Genomic DNA, 15,100 nt, shown 5'->3' with positions numbered 1-15,100 from the left:
CCCGTGACCTGCCCCCTTTCGACCGCCTCCCCCCGCAGACTTGTGCGCGTACGTGTCGGTCGGGGGAGGCGTGTTGGAGCAGGACGCCACGCGGGACGGGTACCACTGGGAGGTCCCCTGCCGGGGGCGTCGGCGCGGGGGGTGGCGGGCCGCCGTCGGCCGGTGGATGACGTCCCACCAGGTCGACGACGTGGGCGGTGCCGGGTCCCGGCCGCGCGCCGAACGGCAGCACTCGTGGTGGAAGGTCATGTGTCTGACCGGCGTGGACTACTTCTCCACGCTGAGCTACCTCCCCAGCATCGCCATCCTCACGGCCGGGGCCCTGTCGCCGGTCGCCACCCTGCTGATCGTGCTGCTGACCCTGTTCGGCATGCTGCCCATCTACCGCCGCGTGGCCGAGCGCAGCCCGCACGGGCAGGGGTCGGTGGCGATGCTGGCGCACCTGCTGCCGGAGTGGCGGGGCAAGTTCCTGGTCCTGTGCCTCATCGGCTTCGTGGCGACCTCGTGGATCGTCACCATCACCCTCTCCACCGCCGACGCCACCGCGCACCTGGGGGCCAATCCGTACACCCCGCAGGCGGTGGCCGACCATCCGGTCCTGGTCACCCTGGTGCTCCTCGCCCTGCTGGGCGCGGTGTTCCTCGCGGGGTTCAAGGAAGCGGTCCGGGTGGCGATCCCCCTGGTGGTGCTGTTCCTCGCGTTGAACCTGGTGGTCGTGGTGGCGGCCCTGGCGCACATCGCCGCCCACCCGCAGACCCTGGCCCAGTGGGAGCTGTCCCTGACCGGCGACGGGCTCTGGTCCACCACCGGTGTGGTGCTGCTCGCCTTCCCGCTGCTGGTCCTGGGGCTGTCCGGGTTCGAGACCGGTGTGAGCATGATGCCGCTGGTGAGTTCGGAGGGCGCCGACGACGAGGAACGGATGCGGGCCCGCATCGCGGCCACCCGCAGGCTCCTCACCACCGCCGCCGTCATCATGAGCTTCTATCTGCTGGCGACCACCTTCGTCAGCGGGGTGCTGGTCTCCCGTGCGGACGTGGAGGTCGGGGGTCCGGCGGCCGACCGGGTCATGGCCTACCTTGCGCACGACCTGCTGGGTGAGGGGTTCGGCACCGTCTACGACGTCTCGACGATCCTCATCCTCTGGTTCGCGGGGGCCTCGGCGATGGCCGGGCTGATCAACATCGTGCCGCGCTACCTGCCCCGGTTCGGGATGGCCCCGGCGTGGGGGACCGCCGTCCGGCCCGTGGTGCTGGTGTACACGGCCGTGACGATGGTGATCACGATCGCCTTCGGAGCCAGCGTGGACGCGCAGTCCGGTGCCTACGCCACGGGCATCCTGGCGATGCTGGTGACCTCGGCGGTGGCGGTGACCATCATCGTGCACCGCAGGCGGGCGCTGGCGGCGACCGTCGGGTTCTCCGTGCTGACTGTCGTGTTCGGGTTCGCGCTGGTGGACAACATCGTGAGCCGCCCGGACGGCCTGGCCATCGCGCTGTTGTTCGTGGTGGCGATCATCGTCGTGTCGCTGGTCTCGCGCGCCCTGCGTAGTACCGAACTGCGTGCGCACTCGGTGGACCTGGACCCGACCGCCCGGCGGTTCGTCCGGGAGGCGGCGCGGCACGGCAAGCTCCTCCTCTTCGCGAACCGGCCGCGCTCGGGGGAGGCGGACGAGTACGCGGCGACCGAGGCCGAGCAGCACCGGCTCAACCCGGTGTCACTGAAGATCACCCCGCTGTTCCTCGAGGTGCGCGTCCACCATCCCTCGGACTTCGAGGGCACCCTCACCGTGCGGGGGACGTGGGTGCACGGGCACCGGGTGCTGCGGGTGAGCAGTCCCGCGGTCCCCAACGCGCTGGCGGCGGTGCTGCTGTGCGTGCGTGACGCCACGGGGAGCATCCCGCACTGTTACTTCGCCTGGTCCGAGGTCTCACCGGTGCGCGCGTTCTTCCGGTTCCTGGTGTTGGGCGCGGGGGGTACCGCCGGTTTCACCCGGGAGATCCTGCGGGAGAACGAGTTGGACGCCGACCGTCGGCCCGTGGTGCACGTGAGCTGACCCGAGGAGCCGGGGCGGTCCCCAGCCCCCCGGGAGGGTCCGGTCCGTGCGTCCGTGGTCCGGTCAGGCGGGGGAGTCGGACAGCGGCAGCTCGCACTGGGCGCGCATGTCCACCCAGGACCGGTGGGCCCGGTCCGCGCTCTCCCCCTCGTGGGGAACCGGGACGCCGCCCTGGATCCGGGCGGGGGCCCAGTCGGCCTCCGTGACGTCGCCTTGGTCGAAGGTGAGGGTCAGCACCCCGGTCTCGGCCGTGGCGCCGCTGAAGTTGTAGAACACGAAGTTGCTCAGGCCGTAGTGGACGTAGGCGCCGCGCTGGTAGCCGCCGGGGGAGAGCACGTGCGCGTGGCCGCCGACCACGGCGGCGGCGCCCGCCTCGGACAGTTCGTCCGCCAGCTGCGGGGCGTGCGGGAGCGGGCAGTGCGCGCCCTCCAGCCCCCAGTGGAGGAAGACCACGACGTTGTCGTGCTCGGCGGCGGCCTCGGAGACCGCGCTGACCATGCGTGCGCGCATCTCGCCCTTGGTGGAGGCCAGGCCGGGTTTGCCCTCGCCCGCGGTCCACTCGGGGATGAGGTGGTCGTCGATCACGTCGGTGGCACCGAACAGGGCGATGCTCTGGCCGTTGACCTCGGCCACGTGCGGCGTGTAGGCCTCGTCCGCGTCCCGGCCCGCGCCCACGAGAGTGACGGGGGAGGCGTCCCCGTTGTCGAGGGTGTCGAGCAGGCCCGGCTCGCCGTAGTCCATGCCGTGGTTGTTGGCGACGGTGGCCACGTCGACACCGGCCGCGTCCAGGGCCTCCAGCGAGCTGGCGGGCGCGCGGAAGACGAAGTCCTTGCCCGGTACGGGGGTGCCGCCCTCGGTGACGGCGGTCTCCAGGTTGACCATGGCGAGGTCGGCGGCGGACAGGCGTGTGGAGATCGGGTCCAGCGCGGTGGCCGGATCGTCCAGGCGGGAGCGGAGCAGTCCCTCGAACATCACGTCACCGCCGAAGGCGACGGTGAGGGGTTCCGGGTCCGGCTCCGGCTTGGGTTCCGGGGCCGGGTTCGGAACCGGCCCCGCGGAGGGCCGGGGTTGCGCGGGTCCCTCGGAGCCGGGGACGAGGGTCCCCACGCCGAGTTCGCCGTGGTCGCCCGCCGAGGAGCAGGAGGCGACGAGAGTGAGGGCGAGCGTGGCGGTCCCGGCCGCGATCGACCTGCCCAAACGTGGGCGCGGGTGTTCTGGGTTCATGCGTGCTCCAGTGAGGGAGCGCAGAGTGCATGTCCTTCCGGTAGGACGCGACCCGGCTGGCTCCGGTTGGCCCTGTGTGTGGGCGGTGCTCGCGGCGGGTCCTGACCCGCGCCGACTGACTACTCCTCGTTCTTGTCTCATGTCGGAGGGTGATTGCTCTTGGACGTGCGGTGCCGTTGGTGTGTGTGGTGAGGCGGTGCTTCGCGCCAGGTTAAGCCGCTCTGACCAGCGTTTTTGGGTCTCCCGTGGTTCGTGGCGCGTCGCCGTGGGCGGGTGGCGGGACTCGGCGGCGCCGGTGTGTGCGTGTGGGCCCGGGGAGGGTCGCGAAAAGGGGGGACTATTCGGGCATAAAGTGCGATCCGCTTAATTGTGTGCGCAGGGTATGAGGCGCTGGGTGGCTGTCCCGAAACGAATCTACGAAGTCGGTTAGTTTCTATTTGTTGAGCGCCGTTGACGGGGCCCCTGGGTGTCCAGTGGCTTTAGTTGTCGCGAATTCGGCGCTCAGTGAGTTGAAACGAACCCGCCTGAACAGGAAGAATGACTCTACGTAATATCCTATGGGCGTAGGGTGTTCATGATTCGCGTCAACATTTCCGGAATAGGCCTGCGCGGACTCCCAGGCTGCTAACGTTTCGGTCCGTTGGCAGTTCCGGGTCGGAAAGAACTCCGCGATAACCGGGCCGACACCCATGTCTTGAGCAAGCGGGCCACCCCGCCGTCCCGACGTCTTCGTGGACGGGTCCGCTCGCCGTGTGACCCGGGGCGACCGCATCGACGGTCGCCGGTCTCGGGCTCACGGCTCGCGCCTCTCGGCGCATCCCTGGCAGCACATCGTGAAAGGGTCCAAGCCGCACCATGCGAAACACGTTCCGTTACACCTTCGCCACCGCACTGACCGCGGGGCTGGTCCTGGCGCCCTTCAGCGCCGCGTTCGCCGACGTCCAGACCGACGGCTCCGGCGGTGTGGCCAGCGGAAACCAGATCGTCGTCCCCGTCGACGTCGAGGCCAACCTGTGCGGTAACTCCCTGGCCGTCCTCGGCATCTCCAAGGCCACGTGCACCAAGGTCTCCGAGGTCCTCTACGAGAACAGCGGGCAGGGCGCCAGCACCGACGGTTCGGGTGGCGTGGCCAGCGGAAACCAGATCGTCGTCCCGGTGGACGCCGCCCTGAACGCCTGCGGCAACTCCGTGGCCGTGGCCGGGATCTCCGAGGCCGAGTGCAAGGAGGTGGTCGAGGTCCTGGAGAAGGAGGCCGAGGACGCTCCCTCCACCCTGACGACCGACGGTTCGGGTGGCGTGGCCAGCGGAAACCAGATCTCCGTCCCGGTGGACACCGCCATCGAGATCTGCGGCAACTCCATCGCCGTCCTGGGCGCCTCCAGCGCGCAGTGCACCACGATCATCAACATCATCCACGCCTCCCCGGACAACGAGGGCGCTCCCTCCGCCGCCACGAGCGGCGCCGGCGGTGTGGCCAGCGGCAACCAGGTCTCGGTGCCGGTCAACGCGGCCGTCGACATCTGCGGCAACGCGGTGTCCGTGCTCGGCATCGCCGAGGCCTCCTGCGTGGAGACCATCTCGGAGAAGCCCGAGGAGCCGAAGACCCCGGAGGAGTCCGAGAAGCCCGAGGAGCCGAAGACCCCGGAGGAGTCCGAGAAGCCCGAGGAGCCGAAGACCCCCGAGGAGTCTGAGAAGCCCAAGGTTCCGGAGAAGAACGAGGAGACCGACGAGAAGCCCGCTCCCCCGCAGGAGGCCGGTGAGGAGCTGGCGGTGACCGGTGGCGCCTTGGGCGGTCTGGTGGCCGCCGCCGTGGCCGCGATCGGCGCTGGTGGCGCCGGCCTGTACTTCGCCCGCAAGCGCAGGGCCGCCACCGCCGACGACGAGTAGTCGGCCCGCCCGGAGCACCGGGCCAGGAGCGCGGACGCGACGCGCCCGACCCACGGGGTCGCCGGGAGACCGGCGGCCCCGTCCGCGTGTGTGGGGTCGGTGCGGGGCGGCCGGGAACGTCTCATAACCTCGAAGACGTGCTCAAAGTCCTGTTCTCCTCACGCATGCTGGCCTTCCACGCGCTGGTCGTGGTCCTGGTGCCCGCCTTCGTCTGGCTGGGGTTCTGGCAGCTGGACCGCGCCGAGCAGCGCAGCGCGGCGGTCAACCTCCAACGGGACAACGTCGCCGCCGAACCCGTGGCCGTGGACCAACTCTCCTCCGTGGGCGAGGACGTCGCGCCCTCGGACCGCTGGCGCACTGTCGAGGCCACCGGCACCTGGGACCAGGAGAACGAGATCCTGCTCCGCAACCGGGACGGCTCCCAGGGGGTGGGCTTCCACGTGCTCACCCCGCTGGTCACCGGGGACGGTACGGCCGTCCTGGTCAACCGGGGGTGGATCGAGCGCGGCGAGAACGCCCAGGACACCCCCGACGCTCCCTCGGTCCCCGAGGGCGAGGTTCAGGTGACCGGGCGCCTCCAGTTCGGGGAGACCGAGGAGAACACCGGACTGCGCGAGCGCGACGGTATGCCCGAGGGCCAGATCATGTTCGTGGACATGGACCGGCTGGCCGAGGAGCTGCCGTACCCGATCTACGGCGGGTACGTGGAGCTCACCGCCCAGGACCCCGTGCCGGAGGAGGCGCCCGAGCGGATCGCCCTGCGCGAGGAGAACACCGGCATGAGTGCCTCCTACGCCTTCCAGTGGTGGGTGTTCAGCGTCGTCGCCGTGGTGGGCTGGGTCGTCCTGATCCGTCGTGAGCTGCGCGACGCCCGTGAGGCCGAGGAGAACGGTGCCGGGAGCGGGGACACTGGTGACGGAAGTGCCCAGGAACCGGAGGGATCCGGTGGCCCGGCCGAGCCCGCGCAGAGCGCTCGGCCGACCCGGACCTGAGCCGCGTCAGCAGCCCGAGGAGCAACGTGGACGATCAGATGGACTACCCGGCTCCCGGTTGGGTGGAGCGGCGTGCCGTGGCGGGCGACGAGAGCGCCCGCGCCGGTCGGCTGTGGTGGGACGGTGCCGCTGACGCCTACCAGGCCGAGCACGGCGAATTCCTCCGTGACGTGGGGTTCGTCTGGTCGCCCGAGGGCGTGGACGAGGCCGACGTGCGGCTGCTGGGCGACCTGGACGGCAAGCGGGTCCTGGAGGTCGGCTGCGGTGCCGGGCAGTGCGGCCGGTGGCTGCGGTCCCGTGGGGTGCGGGAGGTCGTGGGGTTCGACCTGGCCCGGCGGCAGCTCCAGCACTCCCGGAGGATCGACGAGCAGACCGGGCACCGGCTGCCCGCGGTGCAGGCCGACGCGCAGCGGATGCCGTTCGCCACGGGCTCCTTCGACGTCGTCTTCTCCTCGTTCGGAGCCTTTCCGTTCGTGCCCGCCGCCGAGACGGCCCTGGCCGAGGCCGGGCGGGTGCTCAGGCCCGGCGGGCGGTTCGTGTTCTCGGTGACGCACCCGATCCGTTGGTGCTTCCCGGACGACCCCACCGAGCAGGGGTTGACCGTGCGGCAGAGCTACTTCGACCGCCGCGCCTACGTGGAGGAGGACGACGAGGGCCGGGCGGTCTACGTGGAACACCACCACACCGTGGGCGACTGGTTGCGGGGGATCGTGGCGGCCGGGCTGGAGTTCCGGGACATGGTCGAGCCGGAGTGGCCCGAGGGGAACGACCAGGTGTGGGGCGGCTGGGGGCCGGTACGCGGCCGGATGATCCCCGGGACGGCGATCTTCTCGGCGGTCAAACCGGGGTAGCGGTACCCCGCGTCAGGCGAGCAGGCACGCGGGCGGGACGGAGTCGGTCGGCCGCACCCCGTTCCCGCTGACCCCGAACCGGTGGCCGTCGGCGTACATGCGGGCCGCGTCCACGGTGAGCACGACCGGCGAACCCCGGCGCGCGCCGACCCCCGCGGGCGGTCTCCCGGTCCGCCGACAGGTGCGCGTGGTGGCGGTTCATCGGGAGCAGCCCCTCACGGTGGATCGCGGGCAGGAACCGCCCGACGGTTCCGTGGAAGAGCAGTTCCGGTGGGGGCGCCGCCTCCAGGGAGAGGTCCGCGTCCACCGCGTGCCCCTGCTGGGCGCGGATGCGCAGTCCGTCGGGGCTGAGGGCGAAGCGCTTCTTGCCGTCGGTCCGACGATCTCCCGCAGTTCCTCGTAGATCAGGCCGAACCCGGCGCGGCGGCAGCCCGAGAGCAGGGCCTCGACCCTGACCAGCCCTGGGGGTCGAGGTCGAGGCCGACCCGGCCGCGATCGTGGCGCAGGACCAGGAACCTGGACGCGCGACGGATCTCCTTGTCGTTCACGACTTCGATGATCCCGGCGCGGGACGGATGGTCCCAGTGGCTTTCCGTGTCTCGCCGTCGGGTACGGGAACCGAGCAGTGGCTGTGCGGGTGTCAGTCGTGCCTGTCGTAGCGGTCGCGGTTGGCCTGGACGGTATCCATGTGTTCCTGTGCCCAGGTCCTGAGCTGGCGGGTGGTCTGGTGGAGCGAGTGGCCGAGGTCGGTCAGCGCATAGTCGACCGTCACCGGGACGGTCGGGGTGACGGTGCGAGTGACGAACCCGTCCCGTTCCAAGGATCGGAGGGTCTGGGTGAGCATCTTCTGGCTGACCCCCGCGATCCGGCGGGACAGCTCCGAGTACCGAAGGGACGTGGGCTCTCCCGAACTGCCCGGGCCGTCACCGCCGAGGGCGCACAGGATCAGTACGACCCACTTGCCCGAGAGCCGGTCCAGGAGCTGGCGGCTCGGACACAGAGCGAAGAACGCGTTGTAGGCGTTCCTGTGCTGTTCCCGGCTCTCGGCTGCGGTCGTTGTCGCCACGACGATCACCTTTCACGCGGGGAGGTAACGCACTTCCAAGTGCGTACTTCCTACAAGAGAGTTGCTCTCCAATACTGGTGCACGTGGGGGTGGGGAACCACCCCCACCCGCACGCTAGGAAGGCACGACGAGATGACCACAACCCCGACCACGCCGCCCGGCGGCACCTGGAACCTCGGCGGCCGCACCGTCACCCGCTTCGGGTACGGGGCCATGCAGCTCGTGGGCCCCTGGGTGATGGGGCCTCCCGCCGACCACGACGGTGCGATCGCGGTGCTGCGTGAGGCTGTCGAACAGGGCATCACCCACATCGACACCAGCTACGCCTACGGCCCGCGCGTCACCAACCAGCTGATCCGTGAGGCCCTGCACCCTTACGGGGAGTCGGTGCTGATCGCGACCAAGGTCGGAGCGACCCGCGACGCCGACGGCGGCTGGCCCATCGCCCGGGCCCCTGAGGACCTGCGCCAGCAGGTCCGGGAGAACCTCGAATCCCTCGGCATGGAGACCCTCGACCTGGTCAACATGCGCATGGGGGACGCCACCGGGCCGCAGCCCGGTTCTGTCACCGAAGCCATGGAGACCCTCGTCGAGCTCCAACAGCAGGGACTGATTCGTCGGCTCGGGGTCAGCAACGTCACCGCGGAGCAGGTCGCCGAAGCCCGCGAGGCCGCCCCGATCGTGTGCGTGCAGAACATGTACAACCTCGCCAACCGTCGGGACGACTCGCTGATCGACGAACTCGCCGCCGACGGGATCGCCTACGTTCCGTTCTTCCCTCTGGGAGGGTTCACACCTCTTCAAGCAGACGCCCTGTCGAACGTGGCCGCGCGACTGGATTCCACGCCGATGGCCGTCGCCCTCGCATGGCTGCTGCGGCGCTCGGAGAACATCCTCCTCATCCCCGGCACCTCCAAGGTCGCGCACCTGCGCGAGAACATCACCGGTGCCGCGCTCCCGCTGTCAGCCCAGGACGTCACTGAACTCGACGGCATCAGCCGCTGACGACACCGAACGCTCTGACGAGTCCCTCCAGCTCGCGGTCAGGCCCTCCGGCCCGGGCGGCGTAGGACCGCGGTCCCGGGGTACCCGAACCCTTGGAGGAAGCCTTCGATGAACGCATGGAGCGGTGAGTTCGAGAGCCGTGGACCCGGCGGGGTCACGGTTCGGAACGCGGTGCCCGACGACCACGGGCGGATCATCGCCGTGTGCGACGACTGGTGGGGGAGGCCGGTCGCGCACATCCTGCCCCGTCTGTTCCTCGACCACTTCGGAGGGACGTCCCTGGCCGTCGAGGACGACGAGGAGATCGCGGGCTTCCTGGTGGGGTTTCGGAGCCCGGACCGGCCGGAGGAGGCCTACGTGCACTTCACCGGGGTGGCGCCGAGGCATCGGCGTTCGGGGCTGGGAAGGGAGATGTACAGCCTGTTCGCCGACGCCGCCCGTGCCGACGGGCGTTCCCTGGTACGCGCGGTCACCTCACCGTCCAACGAGCGCTCGATCACCTTCCACCGGGCGATCGGATTCACCGTGACCGGACCGTTCAAGGACTACGACGGCCCGGGCCACGACAGGATGTGCTTCGCGCTCCAGCTGTAGACCCGGGTCACACGCCGTAGCGGTGATGGGCCTCGCTGGCCTGCGCCATGCGTCGCAGCGCCGCCAGGAGTCGTTCGCCCAGGACGGTGCCGACCACGACGGTCCTGAGCACCTCGTCCAGGCCGTCCAGTTCGCCGAGGACCTCGTGGTCCCGCCGGGCCACGTCGTCGGCGGCGCGCGCGTAGCCGTCGACCCACTCCTGTCCCAGGTCGATCCCGGAGTCCCGCAGGGCGGAGATCACCCGGGCCACCTCCTCGCGCAGCGGCGAGTCCGGGTGGACATACCAGCCGTGCCGGTCGGCGAGGGAGTCCACCTCCGCGAGCGCGTCCTCGGACGGTTCGGCGTCGCCCTTGGGGTCCACGGCCTTGAGGGTGACGCCCATGAGGTCGTCCAGGTTGGGTTCCTCGGCGTCGATCACCGCGAGCACGTCCCGTGCACCGGCCACGGAGAGCCCGCCGACCTCGGTGAGGGCGCTGACCAGGCGGAGCCGGTTGAGGTGGCTCTCGTCGTATCGGGCCTGGTTGGGGCTGGTGAGCTCGCCACGGTGAAGGAGGCCCTCCCGTAGGTAGAACTTGATGCTCGGTACGGGGACCCCCGAGCTCCGGCTCAGTTCCGAGATGCGCATGCCGTCCCTTCGAGCGCGAACGCCCTTGCGTCCGCGCGGCCTCTTATGGATAGTAGGAGTATCTGTAATGGATAGTGGAGCTATCCGCTTAAGGAGTCCCCCATGTTCACTCCCTGGCACCGGCCCCTCATGCTGGCCACGTACCTCTTCGTCGTCATCCTCCTCGTCAGCGTCGTCGGCCTCATCGTGGACGACCGTCTCGTCAACGGCGACCCGGCCTGGCTCAAACCGGCGAAGTTCGCACTGTCGATGATCGTCCACGACGTCACCCTCGCCTGGCTGCTGTCCCTGCTCACCCGAGGCAGGCGGACCGCCTGGTGGCTCGGCACCGTGGTCGCCGCCATGACCGCGGGGGAGATGGTCCTGCTCGTCACGCAGGCGGGGCGCGGGCGGATGAGCCACTTCAACAACGCCACCCCGCTCGACGCCACGCTCTACACGGTGATGGGCGTCCTGATCATGGTCCTGTGGTTCGCCACCTTCGCCCTCGCGGTGATCCTCATGATCCAGCGGGTGCGGGAGCGCAGCACCACCTGGGCGATCCGGATCGGCATGGGCATCGCCCTCCTCGGCATGGCGGTGGGCCCGCTCATGACGGGCCCCACCCCGGAACAGGCCACCGGAGCCTCCGACGTGATCGGAGCCCACACGGTGGGGCTGCCCGACGGCGGTCCCGGTCTGCCCGTCCTCGGCTGGAGCACCGTCGGCGGCGATCTCAGGGTCGGTCACTTCGTGGGGATCCACGGGCTCCAGGTGATGGTCCTGCTGGCGCTGCTCCTGATCGCCCTCGGCACCCGCCATCCCCGTCTGAACGACGACGGCACCCGCCTCCGGCTGGTCTCCGTGGCGGGCGCCGCCTACGCGGGTCTCATGGTGCTGGCCGTCTGGCAGGCCCTCCGGGGCCAGTCCGTGGTCGCTCCCGACGCCCTCACTCTCACCGCAGCAGGCGCACTGGCGGCCCTCACCCTCCTGGGTCTGGCGTGGTCCCTGCGCGTATCATCCGGGCCATCGAGGAAGGGAAGAGGATGCGACTCAAGCTCGACCTGCACGACATCTTCAACAAGGGCACCAGTATCGACAAGGCCCTGAACGACATCATGGACGAGGCCGAACGGAAGCGCGCCAAGACCATCGAGATCATCCCGGGCAAGGGCTCGGGGCAGTTGAAGAAGCGGGTCTTGCGCTTCCTCGACCGCAAGGACGTCAAGGCCCGCTACCACCGCGTCGAGAAGGACTCGAAGAACTTCGGAAGACTGTTCGTCCACTTCAAGCACTAGGAGGGTCAGGGGTGGGGCAGGTGAGTCCTACTCCGACGGTGCTCACTGGACATGGCGTAATACTCGTATTACGATCGTGGTATGGCGAAGGTTCGCATCAGTATCAGCCTCGATCCGGATGAAGCGGAACGCGTCCGGTCCCACGCCGACCGTGCGGGTATGGACGTGTCGTCCTACCTGGTCAACGCGGCGATCCGCCAGATGGCCGAGGCTGAGGCCGCAGAGGCGGAGTTCGAGGGCATCGACGCGCTGATCTCCGAAGCCGAAGGGCGGGCCGAGGCCCACGGGCCCGTCGACGAGGTTGGCGAAGACTCTCTGAGCGCGGATGAGCGCCGTGAGGTCGACGAGGCGATGAACCTGGTCTATGGCGTCGGGGAGACCCAGACTCGAAGCAGGGGCGAGGTGGCGTGAGCGCTCGCGTTCCGGTCTACGACACGGGAATGCTCATTGCCTTGGCGGCGCGCAAGGCCAAGGCAGTTCAGATGCATCGGGGGCTCCTACGCTCCGCGCACCGGCCCGTGGTCCCCGGCCCAGTCCTGGCCCAGGCATGGCGTCCGGATCCGGCGACCGTGCACGCTATGAGCGCGGTCCTGAAGGAGTGCACGGTTCCCCAAGCCCGGTCATCTCCCTCTGCTCTGCGGCCCACGGGCGCTGGGCAGCCGGAGTGCATCGCGTGTGCGGCGGCTCCGGACATCACCGACTGGCGGCGTATCGGCGCGGTTCTGGGTGTGGCGGCCCTCCCCGCGAAGAAGCGCCCGGACGCCGTGGACGCCCTCGTCGCCTGGACCGCCGTGAAGCACCGTAGCGCCGTGGTGTTCACCAGCGACCCGGGGGACATCGCGGCCTACGTGGACGCGATCGGCACGGACGACGTGCACCTGGTCACGGTATGAGTCCCACGGCAGGAGCATGCTCGACGAAGGCGTGGTCGTCGTGAGGTCCACCGGAACCTCTGAGCGAATCGCGCCTACCTGCGCAGACTTGGCATGAGGTACACGCTTCCTGAACCGGTCGATCAGGTCCGCGGCCGCAGGACACTGCCGCTGTCGCCGTCCGCCCGTCCTCAACCGCGAGGCCCGCAGGGCCCGGCACGCGGTCGGCGGGATCAGCCGTCCCCAGCAGCTCCGGGCTGTGACGACCCGGTTCGGTGAACTCGCGGTTCGGTGCGAGGCGACGGCATCAGGTGAAGGGCGCGGGGCATGGGCGCGGGGCGGTACGTAGGGGTTGCACCTTCCGTAGCGGCATGTGGTCCAGTGGACTCACGTCCCGACCCCTTGAGGAAGGTCCCCGCCCATGCAGGTGTCTCTCGTGCCACCCCGTCAGGTCAAGATCGGTGACGCGGCGGCCTTCGTCGGCACTACGCCACGGGCGATTCGCCACTACCACGAGATCGGTCTGCTCCCCGAGCCTGAACGGGGCGGCGATGGCCGCCGCCGGTACGGGCACGAGGACATGATCCGCCTGCTGTGGATTCGCAGGATGGCCGACGCCGGAATCGCCCTGGACGACATCCGTGACGCCTTCAACACCGGCACGAATCCCGTCAGCGCCGACAGCGGAGACGGTATCGGGGGCACCCTGGAGCGGTTGGAGGAAACCCTCGCCGAGCAGGAAACAGAACTGCGGCGGCAACGGACCGCCGTGCAGCGGATGCGCACCGAAGGCAGCCGGATGGGTCTGCTCTCCGACTTCGTCACCGAACGCCTCAGGAGCCTGCCCGAGGGCTCCCTGCGTCAGGCGGACCTGGACACTCTGCTGGTCACTGAGCGGATTCTCGGCCCGCTCGGCGCGGCCGTCCAGGCCACCCGCTTCATCGCCCTGGCCACGCATCCCCCTCTGCGGGAGGACTCCGACCGCATCGATGCCGCCGAGGAGGCACTCGACGACAGCGTCGCCGTCGACGATCCACGAGTGGCCCAAGTGGCCGCCGAACGGCACATCTTCGAAAGCGCCCTGAACGCCGTCATCGAGGAGTCCGGCCTGGACAAGGACGACGATGCCCTCTTCGAAGCCTGGGACACTTTGCACCCTCCCGCCGATGACGGCGAGGACGGGGCCCACCTCAGCACTGGCAGGCGGGAGGCAGGATCCATGAGCGCGTTCGAAGCTCTCGGCAAGATGCCCTACGACTTCTCCCCAGCCCGCCAACGCTGCATGGAACTGGCCGTCGAACTGTCCGTCCAAGGCTCACCCGCTACCTGAGACACGGCCTGGGAGGCCCCGGGGCGAGGTGGTGTGAGCGCCGGCGCGCCCCCGGAGTCGAGAGGGGAGTCTCCCCGAGATCGCATTACCCGACACGCATCAAGGCTCTGTTTCCCGTGCACGCGGGGATGACTCCGGTGACGAAGAACGGAGTGGGAACGCTGTGATCGATCTTCCCCTGGATCAGACGGCTGAGCGGGTACTCGACGAGGTGACCGGAAGCGACCGCTCGGTGTTGGTGGAACACCTCTGGACCAGATTGAGGACGGAGCCCACCGGAATGGTCGCGGAGCTGGTCTCCGGGATCGACCTCCCCACGAGTCCGACCTCGATCGACCGAACGGTGCTGCTGGAGCGGGCGGGCCGGGAAGCGGAACTCTACGGCGACGTCACCGTGCGGTGCGAGTACCTGCCGCTGGGGTGGTTACGCGCCCTGAGCGACACCGACACGGGGCGAGGCCTGGCGACGGCACGTGAGAAGTTCCAGCTCCTGCGCGCCGACTGGGCCTTGGCCCAGTACGAGAGGCTCACGCCGCCGCCGTCCACCGGGGACTCCGGCCGTCCGGTAGTGGTGCTCGTCGCCGGTGTTCCCGGCACCGGCAAGAGCACGGTGGCCGAGAGGCTGGGCCGTGTGCTGAACGCGCCGGTGTTCTCCATGGACTGGCAGCTTGGCGCGGTGGTGGGGTTCGGGGTCCTGCGTCCTGACAACAGGGCTCCGATGGCTGAGCTGATGATGACCTCCGCTGTGGCACGTCAGCTGAGCCTGGGTATGAGCGCGATCATCGACGCGACAGGGCACACCAGAGCTCAGCGGATTCAGTGGCGGTCGATCACCGAACGCATGGGTGGGAGGTTCGTCGGGGTGGAGTGCGTCTGCTCGGATGAAAAAGCGCAGCGGAGCCGAGTGGAAGACAGGTCCAGGGGCATCCCCTGTTGGCCTGACACGGTCTCGTGGGAGCACGTCCAGCACATGAAGAAGCTCTGGGAGCCGTGGGAGGAATCGCACCTGTTGCTGGACTCGGCGGCCAACTCGCCCGAGGAGAACCTGCGTCGAGTGCTGGACCTTGTGGAAGGTGCCGGTCAGTGATGGAGAGATTACTGGTCAAGGCGTTGTGCTGTGAGGAGCTGCTCGACCAGCGGGATGCCCAGGTCGCGCGCCAGAGGCTGGAGGAGATCCGGTCAGGCGATGCCGAGGTCGTGTCCGCCGAGGATGTGGCCAGGGAGCTCGGTTTGTGACGGACGGACAGCCACCAGGGACCTCCGCCTCGGGAGGCCTGCTCCTCGCGCACGCGGGGCTGGTTTTGGGGGGCGAATCCCCAGTCCC

At 69.5% G+C, this 15,100-nt stretch carries 17 protein-coding genes and 1 pseudogene; 13 read left to right on the top strand and 5 right to left on the bottom strand.

What is annotated here, in order from left to right; translation table 11 throughout:
• The first annotated feature begins 70 nt into the window (after positions 1-70).
• Positions 71-2,053 carry an amino acid transporter gene (locus tag KBX21_RS23515; RefSeq protein ID WP_307869260.1) on the top strand — a complete coding sequence of 661 codons (1,983 nt, stop codon included), beginning with the start codon at positions 71-73 and terminating at the stop codon, positions 2,051-2,053.
• A 63-nt stretch (positions 2,054-2,116) separates the two neighbouring features.
• Here the strand turns inward: KBX21_RS23515 and KBX21_RS23510 are convergent, their stop codons facing one another.
• Positions 2,117-3,277 carry a CapA family protein gene (locus KBX21_RS23510; RefSeq protein ID WP_210843764.1) on the bottom strand — a complete coding sequence of 387 codons (1,161 nt, stop codon included), beginning with the start codon at positions 3,275-3,277 and terminating at the stop codon, positions 2,117-2,119.
• Between the two features lie 855 nt (positions 3,278-4,132).
• Here KBX21_RS23510 and KBX21_RS23505 point away from each other — a divergent pair.
• The 3 genes from KBX21_RS23505 (at position 4,133) to KBX21_RS23495 (ending at position 7,007) form a co-directional block, all read left to right on the top strand.
• Positions 4,133-5,164, top strand: coding sequence for a chaplin (locus tag KBX21_RS23505; protein WP_210843763.1), 1,032 nt, complete (start codon positions 4,133-4,135; stop codon positions 5,162-5,164).
• Between the two features lie 137 nt (positions 5,165-5,301).
• The gene (locus tag KBX21_RS23500; protein WP_210843762.1) at positions 5,302-6,156 is read left to right on the top strand and encodes an SURF1 family protein; all 855 of its coding nucleotides are present in this window, start codon (positions 5,302-5,304) and stop codon (positions 6,154-6,156) included.
• Between the two features lie 26 nt (positions 6,157-6,182).
• Positions 6,183-7,007 (top strand): class I SAM-dependent methyltransferase, encoded by an 825-nt coding sequence (locus KBX21_RS23495; RefSeq protein ID WP_199776643.1) that lies wholly within the window; start codon positions 6,183-6,185, stop codon positions 7,005-7,007.
• A gap of 223 nt (positions 7,008-7,230) precedes the next feature.
• On the opposite strand, the pseudogene KBX21_RS27170 reads toward KBX21_RS23495, so the two are convergent.
• The 3 genes and pseudogenes from KBX21_RS27170 to KBX21_RS23485 all read right to left on the bottom strand — a co-directional run.
• Positions 7,231-7,338 (bottom strand): annotated as a pseudogene (locus tag KBX21_RS27170) (RNA--NAD 2'-phosphotransferase); the annotation flags it as partial.
• Between the two features lie 73 nt (positions 7,339-7,411).
• Positions 7,412-7,555 (bottom strand): hypothetical protein, encoded by a 144-nt coding sequence (locus KBX21_RS27165; protein WP_307869259.1) that lies wholly within the window; start codon positions 7,553-7,555, stop codon positions 7,412-7,414.
• 92 nt (positions 7,556-7,647) lie between these two features.
• A complete protein-coding gene (locus tag KBX21_RS23485; protein WP_049577217.1) occupies positions 7,648-8,073 on the bottom strand; it encodes a helix-turn-helix domain-containing protein in 426 nt (141 codons plus the stop codon).
• A 132-nt stretch (positions 8,074-8,205) separates the two neighbouring features.
• On the opposite strand from KBX21_RS23485, the gene KBX21_RS23480 reads away from it, so the two are divergent.
• Complete coding sequence (locus tag KBX21_RS23480) at positions 8,206-9,078, top strand: aldo/keto reductase family oxidoreductase (RefSeq protein WP_049577181.1); 873 nt, start codon at positions 8,206-8,208, stop codon at positions 9,076-9,078.
• Positions 9,079-9,186: 108 nt separating this feature from the next.
• Positions 9,187-9,672, top strand: coding sequence for a GNAT family N-acetyltransferase (locus KBX21_RS23475; RefSeq protein ID WP_210843761.1), 486 nt, complete (start codon positions 9,187-9,189; stop codon positions 9,670-9,672).
• A 7-nt stretch (positions 9,673-9,679) separates the two neighbouring features.
• Here the strand turns inward: KBX21_RS23475 and KBX21_RS23470 are convergent, their stop codons facing one another.
• Complete coding sequence (locus KBX21_RS23470; protein ID WP_049577188.1) at positions 9,680-10,297, bottom strand: MerR family transcriptional regulator; 618 nt, start codon at positions 10,295-10,297, stop codon at positions 9,680-9,682.
• 102 nt (positions 10,298-10,399) lie between these two features.
• Between KBX21_RS23470 and KBX21_RS23465 the strand changes: the two genes are divergently transcribed.
• From KBX21_RS23465 to KBX21_RS23435, 7 genes are all read left to right on the top strand, one after another.
• Positions 10,400-11,386: a hypothetical protein gene (locus KBX21_RS23465; protein WP_247666227.1), complete on the top strand. Its 987-nt coding sequence runs from the start codon at positions 10,400-10,402 to the stop codon at positions 11,384-11,386.
• On the top strand, positions 11,323-11,574 hold the full coding sequence (locus tag KBX21_RS23460; protein WP_049577193.1) for a Smr/MutS family protein: 252 nt from the start codon (positions 11,323-11,325) through the stop codon (positions 11,572-11,574). Before KBX21_RS23465 ends, KBX21_RS23460 begins: the two co-directional genes overlap by 64 nt.
• An 81-nt stretch (positions 11,575-11,655) precedes the next feature.
• Positions 11,656-11,985, top strand: coding sequence for a ribbon-helix-helix protein, CopG family (locus KBX21_RS23455; RefSeq protein WP_049577196.1), 330 nt, complete (start codon positions 11,656-11,658; stop codon positions 11,983-11,985).
• Positions 11,982-12,467: a hypothetical protein gene (locus KBX21_RS23450; RefSeq protein ID WP_082206625.1), complete on the top strand. Its 486-nt coding sequence runs from the start codon at positions 11,982-11,984 to the stop codon at positions 12,465-12,467. The genes KBX21_RS23455 and KBX21_RS23450 overlap by 4 nt, the downstream gene beginning before the upstream one ends.
• A 400-nt stretch (positions 12,468-12,867) precedes the next feature.
• On the top strand, positions 12,868-13,776 hold the full coding sequence (locus KBX21_RS23445; protein WP_210843759.1) for a MerR family transcriptional regulator: 909 nt from the start codon (positions 12,868-12,870) through the stop codon (positions 13,774-13,776).
• A 163-nt stretch (positions 13,777-13,939) separates the two neighbouring features.
• Positions 13,940-14,863, top strand: a complete 924-nt coding sequence (locus KBX21_RS23440) for an AAA family ATPase (RefSeq protein WP_210843757.1) — start codon at positions 13,940-13,942, stop codon at positions 14,861-14,863.
• Complete coding sequence (locus KBX21_RS23435) at positions 14,863-15,012, top strand: addiction module protein (protein ID WP_210843755.1); 150 nt, start codon at positions 14,863-14,865, stop codon at positions 15,010-15,012. The genes KBX21_RS23440 and KBX21_RS23435 overlap by 1 nt, the downstream gene beginning before the upstream one ends.
• The last annotated feature ends 88 nt before the right edge of the window (positions 15,013-15,100 follow it).

The sequence above is a fragment of the Nocardiopsis sp. B62 genome, assembly GCF_018070675.1.
GTDB classification, from domain to species: Bacteria; Actinomycetota; Actinomycetes; order Streptosporangiales; family Streptosporangiaceae; genus Nocardiopsis; species Nocardiopsis prasina.
This window is presented reverse-complemented; position numbering and strand designations above follow the sequence as displayed.

Excerpts from the sequence above, each read along its gene's own strand:
- KBX21_RS23510 (WP_210843764.1), bottom strand. The coding sequence starts at position 3,277 with ATGAACCCAGAACACCCGCGCCCACGTTTGGGCAGGTCGATCGCGGCC.
- KBX21_RS23505 (WP_210843763.1), top strand. The coding sequence starts at position 4,133 with ATGCGAAACACGTTCCGTTACACCTTCGCCACCGCACTGACCGCGGGG.
- KBX21_RS23480 (WP_049577181.1), top strand. The coding sequence starts at position 8,206 with ATGACCACAACCCCGACCACGCCGCCCGGCGGCACCTGGAACCTCGGC.
- KBX21_RS23475 (WP_210843761.1), top strand. The coding sequence starts at position 9,187 with ATGAACGCATGGAGCGGTGAGTTCGAGAGCCGTGGACCCGGCGGGGTC.
- KBX21_RS23470 (WP_049577188.1), bottom strand. The coding sequence starts at position 10,297 with ATGCGCATCTCGGAACTGAGCCGGAGCTCGGGGGTCCCCGTACCGAGC.
- KBX21_RS23465 (WP_247666227.1), top strand. The coding sequence starts at position 10,400 with ATGTTCACTCCCTGGCACCGGCCCCTCATGCTGGCCACGTACCTCTTC.
- KBX21_RS23460 (WP_049577193.1), top strand. The coding sequence starts at position 11,323 with ATGCGACTCAAGCTCGACCTGCACGACATCTTCAACAAGGGCACCAGT.
- KBX21_RS23455 (WP_049577196.1), top strand. The coding sequence starts at position 11,656 with ATGGCGAAGGTTCGCATCAGTATCAGCCTCGATCCGGATGAAGCGGAA.
- KBX21_RS23445 (WP_210843759.1), top strand. The coding sequence starts at position 12,868 with ATGCAGGTGTCTCTCGTGCCACCCCGTCAGGTCAAGATCGGTGACGCG.
- KBX21_RS23435 (WP_210843755.1), top strand. The coding sequence starts at position 14,863 with ATGGAGAGATTACTGGTCAAGGCGTTGTGCTGTGAGGAGCTGCTCGAC.